Origin of the sequence: Streptococcus suis (assembly GCF_029616525.1) — a bacterium.
GTDB classification, from domain to species: Bacteria; Bacillota; Bacilli; order Lactobacillales; family Streptococcaceae; genus Streptococcus; species Streptococcus suis_AF.
Genome location: NZ_JANFME010000017.1, coordinates 1 through 13,201, shown reverse-complemented (window position 1 = coordinate 13,201; position 13,201 = coordinate 1). Strand labels below are relative to the sequence as shown.

At 38.5% G+C, this 13,201-nt stretch carries 8 protein-coding genes; all 8 read left to right on the top strand.

Going from position 1 to position 13,201, the window contains the following annotated elements; genetic code table 11:
* Positions 1-71 precede the first annotated feature (71 nt).
* On the top strand, positions 72-1,034 hold the full coding sequence (locus NOL38_RS07515) for a polysaccharide pyruvyl transferase family protein (RefSeq protein ID WP_277941833.1): 963 nt from the start codon (positions 72-74) through the stop codon (positions 1,032-1,034).
* Between the two features lie 91 nt (positions 1,035-1,125).
* Positions 1,126-2,004, top strand: a complete 879-nt coding sequence (locus NOL38_RS07510; RefSeq protein WP_277941832.1) for a glycosyltransferase family 2 protein — start codon at positions 1,126-1,128, stop codon at positions 2,002-2,004.
* Entirely contained in the window at positions 2,004-2,996 is a 993-nt protein-coding gene (locus NOL38_RS07505; RefSeq protein ID WP_277941831.1) for a sugar transferase, read from the top strand. The genes NOL38_RS07510 and NOL38_RS07505 overlap by 1 nt, the downstream gene beginning before the upstream one ends.
* 6 nt (positions 2,997-3,002) lie before the next feature.
* On the top strand, positions 3,003-4,748 hold the full coding sequence (locus tag NOL38_RS07500) for an SP_1767 family glycosyltransferase (protein WP_277941830.1): 1,746 nt from the start codon (positions 3,003-3,005) through the stop codon (positions 4,746-4,748).
* Positions 4,749-5,639 carry a glycosyltransferase family 2 protein gene (locus NOL38_RS07495; RefSeq protein WP_277941829.1) on the top strand — a complete coding sequence of 297 codons (891 nt, stop codon included), beginning with the start codon at positions 4,749-4,751 and terminating at the stop codon, positions 5,637-5,639.
* Between the two features lie 254 nt (positions 5,640-5,893).
* Positions 5,894-6,205, top strand: coding sequence for a KxYKxGKxW signal peptide domain-containing protein (locus tag NOL38_RS10525; RefSeq protein ID WP_425244233.1), 312 nt, complete (start codon positions 5,894-5,896; stop codon positions 6,203-6,205).
* Positions 6,111-8,765, top strand: a complete 2,655-nt coding sequence (locus NOL38_RS07490) for an LPXTG cell wall anchor domain-containing protein (protein ID WP_277941828.1) — start codon at positions 6,111-6,113, stop codon at positions 8,763-8,765. The genes NOL38_RS10525 and NOL38_RS07490 overlap by 95 nt, the downstream gene beginning before the upstream one ends.
* Positions 8,766-9,587: 822 nt before the next feature.
* Positions 9,588-13,201 (top strand): KxYKxGKxW signal peptide domain-containing protein (locus NOL38_RS07485; protein ID WP_277941827.1); only part of this gene is annotated, 3,614 nt, incomplete at its 3' end.

Sequence of the window (13,201 nt, the reverse complement as noted above, 5' to 3'; positions counted from 1 at the left end):
GGGGTCAAATAAATTGGTTTTAGATATTTCTTGTGCTATAATATTGAAAAAATTCTGAAAAGAGAGGGTTTATGACAAAATTTGCTTTATTATGTTATAGTACTGGAAATATTGGTGATGAAATACAGTCGGTTGCAGCCGAGCGTTTTCTACCACAGGTAGACTACTACCTGAACCGTGATTATCTTCATGATTTTATTGCTGACTCTACTGACGAAGAGATAAAACTAATTATGAATGGTTGGTACAGTCATCATCCACAAAATTTTCCTTTAAAACATCCTCAGATTCATCCTCTGTTGATTTCTATGTATATTGATGGTCCGGTTCAGCCTATATTTTCTTCGAAAGAAAATGTGGAGTTCTTCCGAAAATTTGGTCCGGTAGGAGCGAGAAGTTATGGGACTAAGGAGTTTTTTGACAAAATAGGAGTCGAAACTTACTGGTCGGGTTGTTTAACATTGACTCTTCAACGTGAGAAGGATGTTCCAAAACAAGACTTTATATTGGCTGTAGATGTATCGAACGAAGTTTACGAAAAAATGAAGTCGGAGTCGAAATTGCCGGTAGTACGATTGATGGTAGACGTAGCGCATATCTACATGTCCACAGAACGTCGTATGAAATTGGCGAAGTATTATTTATATTTATATCAGTCGGCAAGATTGGTTGTGACAACTCGTTTGCATGGAACGCTTCCTAGTTTAGCGTTGGGAACACCGGTATTAAATATTTCTTTGCCTGGCTATGAAGAAGGTCGCTTTAGCGGTCTCAGAGAATTAGTGCATTCTATGACAGAGGAAGAATTTTTAGCCGGAGCTTATGATGTCAATTGTCCGAAAGAAAATCCTGATACTTTTCTGCCAATCAGGGAATCGTTGATAAGAATATGTCGAGAGTATACAGGCTTTTGTTCGGGACAGGGGTATTTAAACGGGCAACCAGTGGTTAATTTTTTAAGTGACCCAGATTTGATACAATCATTTGCGACAGGTTTGTGGTCTGCTCATCTAGAACACGGAATTTATCGCTAGGGGGATAACCTCCTTTTTCTATGAACGTTGCAAATATTTGTTGGGCATGCTATGATAGTTAATAATAGAATAAAAATTTAGGGGAGCGTTCATGGAAAAAGTCAGTGTAATCGTACCTGTTTACAATGGAGAGAAACATCTGAGACAGTGTGTAGAGTCAATTATGGCTCAAGATTATAAAAATTTAGAGATATTATTAATAAACGATGGTTCCAAAGATGGTTCTGCGCTTATTTGTGAACAGTTAAAGCATCAGGACAGTCGAGTGAGGGTTATTCATAAGCGACAAAACGAAGGTCTCGGTGCTGCTAGAAATACATCGATTGATGTTGCTACAGGAGAATATATCGTCTTTGTGGATGCAGATGACTGGATAGATCCAAATCATGTTAGTGACCTATATGACTTGATGCAACGGACGGGTAGCGATGTGGCTATTTCAAATTTCACCCAATACTATGAGGATACTGGACGTTATAACCTTCATATTGGGCCAGAAGATTACTATGAGGCAGTATATAGCCCAGAGGAATGGTTTAACTATCAATACGGAGTTGGTCACAATATCAGTCTTTGTTTCACTGTTCCGTGGTCGAAAATGTATCGAAAATCCTTGTTTGAATACATATTGTATCCGACAGATGGTTTTGGTGAAGATGATCGTACAACCTGGAAAACCTATCTCGCTGCCAATAAAATTGCATACATGCATCGCTCAAGTCTAATTTATCGTGTCAATGAAGGTTCTATGACACAGACTGCGGATCAAGCCACGATTTTTTCAACTGTACCTGTTGCAGAACGTTTGGAAGTTTTGGGGCTTCTTGGTTTTGATTTGTCGAAAGAAATTGCGGCTTTTAAGTGGCGGTCTCAGTTAAATCGCGATAGTAAATTGCGCAGCGGTGATGTAGTAGCCTATAAAAACTTAGAGTATCGAATCCGACTATTAGAAAAATATGGTAAAAAATAATGCGTGTATATATTACAAATTTGAATGGACATGCGGCTTCTAGTACCGCACAAATCTGTCAGAATATGGTAACGGATATTGCGACATCGCTAGGCTATCGTGAAATGGCTATCCATGCTTATCGCATGGATGCAGACACACCAGAGGAACTGAGTAAGCGTTTGGATGGGATTGTTGCAGGTCTTAGACACGGGGATGTGGTCATTTTTCAAACGCCGACTTGGAATACAACGGCTTTTGACGAAAAGATAATGGCAAAATTACGTGCATATCAGATTAAAATAGTCATCTTTATTCATGATGTTGTTCCGTTGATGTTTGCTGGAAATTACTATCTGATGGACCGTACAATTGCATATTATAATCAAGCGGATGTTATTGTGGCTCCGAGTCAACAAATGATTGATAATTTAAAACGTCATGGTCTAACTGTAGAAAAAACGATTGTACAGGGAATGTGGGATCATCCAACTAATGTTCCGCAGTTACCAGCAATTTTCAAAAAAGAAATCCATTTTCCAGGGTCTCCAGATCGATTTAGTTTTGTGAAATCTTGGGAGTACGACGTTCGATTGAACTTGTATGCACGTCAGGAAGCAGAGTTGCCTACAAATGTGAAGCATTTTACCTATCGACCAGATGAACAATTGCTGATTGAAATGTCAGAAGGTGGATTTGGGCTGGTTTGGATGGATGAGCACGATAAAGAGTATCAAAAACTATACTGTCCTTATAAATTAGGTGCGTTTGTTGCCGCAGGGATTCCTGTTATTGTTCAGCGTGGTTTAGCCAATCAAGAAATTGTAGAAAAAAATGGCTTGGGTATGGTTGTAGATAGTCTAGAGGAAGCTGTTGCTCGAATCGAGACCATGTCTGTCGAAGAATACCAAGGAATGGTAGCTAAGGTCCGCTCATTTAGTTCTTTGGTTCGACAAGGCTTCTTTACAAGAAAATTGTTGACGGAAGCCGTCTTTGAAGCGGTATGTAAGTAGGGTATTATGAAAAAATTAGAAGATATTCGGGTGTTACCCATTTTAGAAAGCCTTGAGTTTATTCAAGAAAATAATGCTTCAGTTGTCCGGTTCGGTGATGGTGAAATCGATCTGATTCTAGGGCATAGCATCCCTTATCAGGCTTATGATAAAGAACTGGCTGGAGCATTGAAAGCAATTTTACAGATGCCTAGTAATGAGCAGCTGTTGGTGTGCCTGCCAGATGTTTTTCAGAATCTTGAGCGCTACAATAGCAATGCTCGTTATTTCTGGAGTAAGCATTTTGAACAGTACCATGCTTTTTACGAAGAAGAATGCCAATCAGAGTGGTATGGTTCGACGTTCCTGTCTCGGCCTTATATTGATTTGGTTGATAAGAGTCACTCTGATAGGTATTTTGCGGCAATCAAAAAATTATGGTCAGGTCGTGATATTCTAATTGTTGAAGGAGAAACATCACGTTCTGGTATGGGAAATGATTTGTTTGAGCAAGCCAATTCTGTTTCAAGGATTATTTGCCCGTCAAAAAATGCCTTCTCATCGTATGATCGAATCATTTCCTCTATATTACGTCATGCTGAGGGACGGTTGGTCATCTTGATGTTGGGACCGACTGCTAAACTGCTTTCTTATGATTTGACAAGGCGTGGTTATCAAGCAATAGATTTAGGTCATATTGATTCAGAATATGAATGGTTCCAGATGAAGGCGGAGTCTAAAGTCAAATTGGAACACAAACATACAGCTGAGTTTAATTATGATGAAAATATTGCGGAAGTAGTCGATGAGGAGTATATCAATCAAGTTTTGGAATGGGTTGATGTCCCAGCTAAGTCGTTGATTCATAAAGAGGAGGAAGTAATGGATCAAAGTTTAATCAGCGTGATTGTACCGGTATATAATGTAAAACCATATTTGGCACGTTGTCTTGATTCGCTTCTGAAGCAAACACATACCAATTTCGAACTTCTACTGGTAAATGACGGTTCGAAAGATGGTTCAGCATTTATTTTAGAGGAGTATGCAAAGAAAGATAGCCGTATTCGAGTGATACATCAAGAGAATATGGGGGTATCTGCTGCTAGGAATCGTGCGATTGATGAAGCAAAAGGCTCTTATATTACCTTTATTGATTCGGATGATTTTGTAGAGGATTTTTACTTAGAGCATCTCTATCAGGCAGCTGTTTCATCGGGTTCTGATATTGCAGCGACAAACTTTTCTTCGTTTAATGAAGAAAGACAGAGTTTTCTTTTTTATCATACAAAAGAATCCTACTTCCAGAAAGTGTACTCGGTGCAAGAATGGATGGACTTGGAAGGTGATATGAAAAATAATATGCATCTGGCATTCACTTTTTCACCTTTGAAGTTATTTAAGAGAGAGTTATTTGGGGATATTCGTTATCCTGTGGGTCGACTGCGTGAAGATGATGCAACAATTTATAAGCTATACTTGAAAGCTAATCAAATTCATTTTACTAATGAAGGACCCTATTATTATTCTCAGCGTGCGGAGGGATTGTCTAGAACAGCTATGCATGATGATATAGCAACAATGGTTTCCAATGCAGAGGAGCGGATTTCTTTGATGGTTGCGCTTGGTTACAATCCGACCGCACAGATTACATCCTATGTTGAGCGTTTGAAAAAATGTCGTGGAGATGCCCTCTATGCAGGTCAAGTTAATCTCTATCGTACAATCTGTTCAAAAATTGATTTATATGAAGGTTATCAAAAGAGGGAGGGTTAGATGGAAAAAGTTTCTGTCATTGTTCCTGTGTATAATGCGGGGCCTTATTTGCGACAGTGTATAGATAGCATTCTTTCGCAAACCTATTCAAATTTTGAATTGATTTTAGTGAACGATGGTTCAACAGATGCGAGTGCAGAAGTTTGTGAAGCTTATCGACAGGCCGATAGTCGTGTGCGACTCATCCACAAAAAACTTGGTGGTGGAGGAGTAGGAGCAGCACGTAATTCGGCTCTTCCATTAATCACGGGTGATTTTGTTCTTTTTGTTGATAATGACGATTGGTTAGAACCGAACCATATAGAAGTGTTGTACCAAGCGTTAAAGGAGACGGAGTCAGATATTGCTGTAGTTAATTTTACCCAGTTTATAGAAGAGAGAGGGAGTTTTGCTTTTCATGTAACAGAAAAGGACTATTTTCGAGAGGTTTATACTCCTCAAGAATGGTTTGCTAGAGAATATGATGGGCGATTTTCCTTTAGTCAGTGTTTTACAGTTCCGTGGTGTAAATTATATAAGGCGTCTTTGTTTGAGAATATTAGCTATCCTGAAGACGAAAAAGTTGAGGATGACTATACGACCTGGAAGCTGTATTTGATGGCTGATCGGATTGTATTTACCAATACTGCATTGTATTATCATCGTAAGCGCGAGACTAGTGTGACTAAAACAGTAGAGACAACTTATGTTTTTCCGTTAAAAAGTATCGAAGAGCGAATAACTATTTTGAGTCTGATTGGTTTTGATATAGCTGCAGAGTTGAGAGCTTATCGGTGGAGATTAGATCTTCATAGGGATAGTTTTTTGGCGTCAGGTCATATGCAAGAATATCAAAAATGCCTGCAAAAGATAGCTATTTTGGATAAGTATCATAACAAAAATAACATATAGATATAAAGCTGTGTTTGAGAAAAACACAGCTTTATATGTTTATAAAAATAAACTAGAATTGAATAAAGTAGATGAACACGCTGTAAAACAGGGATTTCTTATTGTTCGAAGAAATAAAGTCAAAAACGAAGATTTTCATCAAAAAAATTGACAATACTAAACAATTTGTGTATAATATCTAATTAGAAACTTTGAAAACCGAATATGTTTTCTGGTAAAGATTTTCTATTAACATATATGAAAACGGGGTATTTATGGAAGGTAAAAATAAGAAACAGTACACAGAAGTCTCGCGTAAAAGTCGAGTAAAGATGCATAAATCGGGTAAACATTGGGTCCGTACTGTGATGTCGCAAATTGGTTTTATCCAGTTAGGAAAAAGGAGTGATAACACCGGTTCAGAGGTAAAACTTGCTTCATCAAAACACCCGACTTCAGCGACGCGCATGATGAGAGGTTTGATTGCTGCAGGTGCAGTGGTTAGTGGGGGGAGTCTCTGTCGATCAAGTGTTTGCAGAAAATACAGTGGTGGCTTCAGAAGTTGCTACTACTGTTTTGGTAAATGAAGAGACGGTTAGCATGAGCAACGCTGGTACTGAGTCTGATACAAATTCGCAATCAACTAGTGAATCAGAATCAGACAGTCTCTCAATTTCGGAAAGTGAATCAGTTTCAATGAGTGAGTCAGCTTCGGAAAGTGAATCACTTTCTTCAAGTGAATCAGCTTCGTCAAGCGAATCAGTTTCAATAAGTGAATCAACTTCTGCATCTGAAACTTTGTCAAATATAAGTTCTGCTAGTGAAACATCAAGTTCGGAGTCAGAGACTGCTTCAACAACTGCTTCAACGACTACAACAGTGGCTGAAGAAAAAGGGACATTAGAGCAAGTAACATCTGAAGCTGAGATTTTGGTTCAAATAGCTAATAGCGAAACGGGCATTAGTCAAGAGCTTGAAAATGCCATTGCTTTGAGTATCAAAGATATTGCAGTTGCTAAGAGTCTTCTTGGAAATGAATCGGCGACAGTAGTAGAAATCCAAACAGTGATTTCAAGTTTACAAGCAAGTAGCCAAACGCTTGGTTTACTATTATTGCAAGATGACGAAGATGGAATTATTACTTTTGCGCTGAACACGACTACAACAGCAACGCTTAAGGTTGGTGAGGGTCAAGGTGTCTTGGTAGATACCTTATCAACTGCTAATCCTACAATGGATAATGCAAACGGTGCGACTGTAACAGATCAGACGGTTCCAACACCTTTTGCAGCTACAACTGAGTCAGGATGGCATACCTTTGGTTACTATTCAACTGAAACGTACGATGCTACACAAGAATCAGGCTATGATGAATCAGATATTAACAACGTCAAATTAATTGACGGTACAGCAATCAATGCTTATTTACGTTATTCATTGGATTCAGACCCAACGACATCTACAGTACTTGCTGAGCTAGTTGATAAAGCTACAGGTAATGTTGTAGAGTCATATCAAATTGAACCTGGTTCAAGTGCAACATTTACATATCCAACAACAGTAAATGCGAATAACCAAGCTATTACAATTCTCTATGATACCGCTACTGCAACGGATGGTAGCCCAGGGTCAATGCGTTTTACAACTCTAAATGGTACAACGTACTATTACAACAACCCAGTTCCAGCATATAACACCAATACAACCTATTACAAAACAACTGATGGCACCACAATCGCAACATATACGATTGTAACAATTGGTGGTCAGACAGTTACCGCTTCTGGAGTAAGGGATTTTGTTGGATATGACTACTCGTCGACAACCAATGCACAAGCAACTGTTGATCAGGCAGTAGGGACAGTTCATCTATTTTCAAAAATTGACTCAGGTTTGGATGCACTTAAAATTAAAACACTGGCAACTGTTGTTGATTCAAATGGTGCAGTGACTAAAGGTGTGTATATTGCAGATCCATCTTACACAGGTACATTAGACTGGTCAGGTACAAATACTGACGGATTTATCAAGATCCTTGAGACCAGTAAGTTGAACGCTCGAAATGATTCGGGTTATTCATGGAATACTTCAGATGTTATTGCGGCTAATTACACTACTGATACCTATAATGGTAGTGAAATCATGGTATTCTATACAAGTCCAGATGGTCTTTATCGATTGGTTGGTCAATTTTCAGGAAATGATTCTACAGGTGGGACTTATGGTCGTATCTACTTAGGTGTTCAAATCTGGTCAACTGAAAATACAGCTAGTACAGAATACAAATGGTTAGGATCAGGCGATTCATTTGTTAACAATGGACACGAGCCTCTAGGTCTTCAGCTTTCCCTACGTAACACTTACTACGCTAATGCTAATGAGACGACACACTGGTATACAGTAGATACATCTGAGTCAGAGTCATTGTCAGAATCTAACTCCTTGTCGCTTTCAGAGTCTGAATCTGAGTCAGCAAGTACGTCAGCTTCAGAATCAGAATCAGCAAGCACATCAGCTTCAGAGTCAGAATCTAATTCATTATCTGAATCTGTTTCAAACTCTGAATCTATCGCTGAATCGGTATCCGAGTCTCTTTCAGAATCAGTCCGTGAGTCGGTAGTTGAATCGCTGTCAGAATCGGTTCGTGAGTCAGTAGTTGAATCGCTATCAGAATCAGTTTCTGAATCAATCTCAGAATCTGTATCAGAATCAATTTCTGAGTCAGTCAGCGAATCAGTAAGCGAGTCAGTCTCTGAATCAATCTCAGAATCAACTTCAGAATCTGTATCAGAGTCAATCTCTGAATCAGTATCAGAGTCAATCTCTGAATCAGTATCAGAATCAATCAGCGAATCAGTTTCTGAGTCAATCTCTGAGTCAGTATCAGAATCAGTATCAGAATCAATCTCAGAATCCGTCTCTGAGTCCATTTCTGAATCAGTATCAGAATCAATTTCAGAATCCGTGTCTGAATCTATCTCTGAGTCAGAATCAACTCCATCTCGTCACTCTCAAACTCCGCGTAAACAAGGTGCGCTACCAAATACGGGTGAGCAATCATCAGCTTGGGCTGGAATCCTTGGGGCAGGTCTTCTTCTTGGTGGTTTGTATAAACGTCGGAAGAAAGAAAATGGAGAAACTGAATAGTTGTACCTAATAGAGTTTGTGTGTTAGTGGTAAAAATAATAAAAGGGAACGAAATCGTTCCCTTCAGATTGAAGAAAAAGTCCATTTTGGACAATTTTCTTCAATCTTTTTTCTTTATGTTGAAAATAAAAAAACTCTCAGAAACGCCGAAATATCAATGTTTCTAAGAGTTTAATGACTTGCTATCTTTCGCAAGCTTCTTCAATTTTTTATATTTTTAGGAGTTTGTCTACGTTCTGAAGGGAACGAAATCGTTCCCCTTTTTTTATTACAATCAAACTTATAACTAAGAGATATACAATTTATGGTAGTTGAATAGTGAGGGGGAGTGGTAGCTGAAAAGCAGGAGTTCTCTTTTGGTTAACTGTCTCATCCCAAAAGAGCTGTGTTTTTACTGGGGCCTGGATTGGAAGTTATGTTTATTTCGAGTATATTTATAAAAAATGTTCGAACAAATATATGTTTGTTGTGTAGTTATCTGTAAAATGAATCCGATTGTATTGAACAATTTGATAAAGTTTTGCGAGGATGTTACGTGCGCATTTGACTTAAAAAAATAATAAAAACTATGTTTTTGAAGGGAAACAACGATTTATCTAAATGAAAAAAACTAATCAAGGTTCCCTGTGTGCATGAAAACGCTGTAAAATGACCAGTGTTTTTTACTATTTATATAAATGTATTAAAAAACAAATATTTAGAGCATGAAGAATTGACAATCTTTGTTTTTTTAGGTAATATATAATATGATAACCCTCAAAGAGACAATAATAAATGTGTTTCCGGGGGGGTATATATCAATATACAGGTTACGAGGTGTTTATGGAAAGAAAAAATGGGAAACTGTATACCGAGGTCTCGCGTAAAAGCCGAGTGAAAATGCACAAGTCTGGGAAGCACTGGGTACGTACAGTTATGTCACAGATTGGACTTATTCAATTGGGGAAACGTAGCGCTTCTGAAAGTCCAAAAATAAAATTAACTTCTGCAAGTCAGCAAGAGTCAGCTGCGAAGCTGCTGCGTGGATTGGTAGCTGCAAGTGCTGTGGTCGGTGGAGGACTTACTGCAGAGCAAGTTCTTGCCGAAGATACGGTCATTGCTACTGAAGTAACCACATCAGTGCTAGCTAACGAAGACACTATTCGTATGAGTGATGCTGGTACGGAATCAGATACATCTTCACAATCAGTAAGTGAATCTGAGTCGACAAGTCATTCAGAGTCAATCAGTGAGTCTGAATCTATTAGTAGTTCGGAATCTGATAGTGTATCAGCTTCTTCAAGTGAGTCAATATCAGAAAGTGAATCGATTTCATTTAGTGAATCTGCTTCTTCAAGTGAGTCAACAATAGCTTCAGAAAATAGTCAGTCTTCATCAACGACATCAGAGTTATCAGAGAGTTCAACTGCAGAGTCAACAACTTCAGAAGAAACTCCTCAACAAGTCTTAGAGCAAGTAGCAACGGAAGCTGAAATTCTTATTCAGATTGCCGAGTCGAAACTAGAGGCTGCTCCAGATAGTGATTTAGCAGTTGCTGTGGCTGTTTCACGAACAAATTTAGAAACAGCGAAACAATTGTTGGGAAATTCGAACGCTACTATAACAGATATCCAGACAATTACTTCTGCCCTTCAAAATAGTTCTCAATTATTAGGGTTAGAGTTGCTGAAAAACGAAGAAGATGGCATGATTACGTTTGCTCTTGACACAGCAACGACTGCAACAGTGACTAAAGTTGGTGAAGGTTATGGTATTTTAGTTGACACGCTTTCAACAGCGTCACCAGCGATGGATGATGCTAATGGGGCAGCCATTTCTAATCCGACGAATACTACAAGCTTTACACCGTCTTCAGAAGCGGAACGCTTTACCTTTAACTATTCAAAATTCAACTGGTTTGGTGATCAATTAACGGATCAAACAATCAAAGAAAATTATTATTTCCGTTATTCTTTAGATTATGATACAACAACAACGACAACTTATGTCGAGTTAGTTAATAAGACTAATAATACAGTTGTTGAAAGCCATACTTTAGAAAAAGGTCAAACAGCAACATTCACTTACTTCCAAAACTACTCAGGTGCTAATAACCTGCCTCTAACTATTACTTACGGTGACAGTACCTCATCAAGTACAACGGCAGGAGAGCTCCAATTACAGTATAACGGTGGAACACTTACTAACACCCTAGTACCAACCTATCAAGAATATACAACTTACTATAAGACAACTGATGGTACAACAATAGCAACCTATACTATTAAAGGTATTGGTGGTCAAATGGCTACGCCATCTGCCAAACGTGATTTTGTAGGCTATGACTATTCAAGTACAACAGGTGGTACTACGGTACGTCTTTATTCTCCAGGAACGATTTATAATGATGGTGCGATCTCAACATCGTATATTAAACGTCTGGCAGAAGTTGTAGATGAGAACGGTAGCCTTGTTAAGACTATATGGGTAAAAGATCCTACTTATACAGGTACAATTGATTATAACTCGACTGACACAACAGGCTTTATCAAAGTCATGGAAACGTCTGTTATGGCTCCAGGAACAGCGAATACAAGTCTTGTTGTTCCTGTGACAGATGTTATCTCAGCTGAAGAATCTGCTTTGGCTACCGCAAATGCAGAAGCTGGTAAAACCGACAATGATATCTTCTCTGTCATCTATGAAGATAACTATCAACAAATCCGTATCGGTTTTGATGGTTATGCTAAAGCGGCGAAAAGCTATCCAGTGAGTATGCTGGTTCAGGTTATCCTGAAACCAGGTCATCCGGAATATGCACCAAGCTATACAGATTCAGCAGGTCAGGTTGTAAACCCAAATACCAAAGGATCATCGGTAAACTTAGCCAACACTTTGAGTTCAAATACCGTTAACGTTACAACTCACTGGTACACAGTTGATACATCTGAGTCAGAGTCGCTTTCGAACTCAAACTCAAATTCCTTGTCTGAATCTGAATCTACTTCTAACTCAGAATCAACATCAAATTCAGAATCTATCTCAAACTCTGAGTCACTGTCTAATTCTGAATCAACTTCAAATTCAGAATCACTTTCAAATTCGATTTCCGAATCTGTTAGAGAATCAGTATCAGAGTCGATTTCAGAATCAGTCCGTGAGTCAGTAGTTGAATCCTTGTCGGAATCGGTTCGTGAGTCGGTAGTTGAATCGCTGTCAGAATCGGTTCGTGAGTCAGTAGTTGAATCGCTATCAGAATCAGTGAGCGAATCTACATCTGAGTCTATCTCTGAATCAGTGAGCGAATCTACATCAGAGTCTATCTCTGAATCTACATCAGAGTCCATCTCTGAGTCAGTAAGCGAATCAATTTCTGAGTCTGTATCAGAATCCCTCTCCGAGTCAGTAAGCGAATCGATTTCAGAATCTGTATCAGAATCTATCTCTGAATCTACATCAGAGTCAATTTCCGAGTCAGTAAGTGAATCAATTTCAGAATCCGTCTCTGAATCTATCTCAGAGTCAGTAAGCGAATCTATTTCTGAGTCTACATCAGAGTCAATTTCTGAGTCAGTAAGCGAATCTATTTCAGAATCTGTATCTGAATCAATTTCTGAGTCAGTAAGTGAATCAATTTCAGAATCCGTATCTGAATCTATCTCCGAGTCAGTAAGCGAATCGATTTCTGAGTCTACATCAGAGTCAATTTCTGAGTCAGTAAGCGAATCTATTTCAGAATCTGTATCTGAATCAATTTCTGAGTCAGTAAGTGAATCGATTTCAGAATCCGTATCTGAATCTATCTCAGAGTCAGTAAGTGAATCAATTTCAGAATCTGTATCAGAATCTATCTCTGAATCAGTGAGTGAGTCAATTTCAGAATCCGTATCTGAATCTATCTCCGAGTCAGTAAGCGAATCTATTTCTGAGTCTACATCAGAGTCAATTTCTGAGTCAGTAAGTGAATCAATTTCTGAATCTGTATCAGAATCTATCTCTGAATCTACATCAGAGTCCATCTCTGAGTCAGTAAGCGAATCAATTTCAGAATCCGTATCAGAATCTATCTCTGAATCTACATCTGAGTCTATCTCTGAATCAGTGAGTGAGTCAATTTCAGAATCTGTATCAGAATCTATCTCTGAATCTACATCAGAGTCCATCTCTGAGTCAGTAAGCGAGTCGATTTCAGAATCCGTATCTGAATCTATCTCCGAGTCAGTAAGTGAATCAATTTCAGAATCTGTATCAGAATCTATCTCTGAGTCAGTAAGCGAATCTATTTCTGAGTCTACATCAGAGTCAATTTCTGAGTCAGTAAGTGAATCAATTTCAGAATCTATCTCTGAATCTACATCAGAGTCAATTTCTGAGTCAGTAAGTGAATCAATTTCAGAATCTGTATCAGAATCTATCTCTGAATCTACATCTGAGTCCATCTCTGAGTCAGTTTCAGA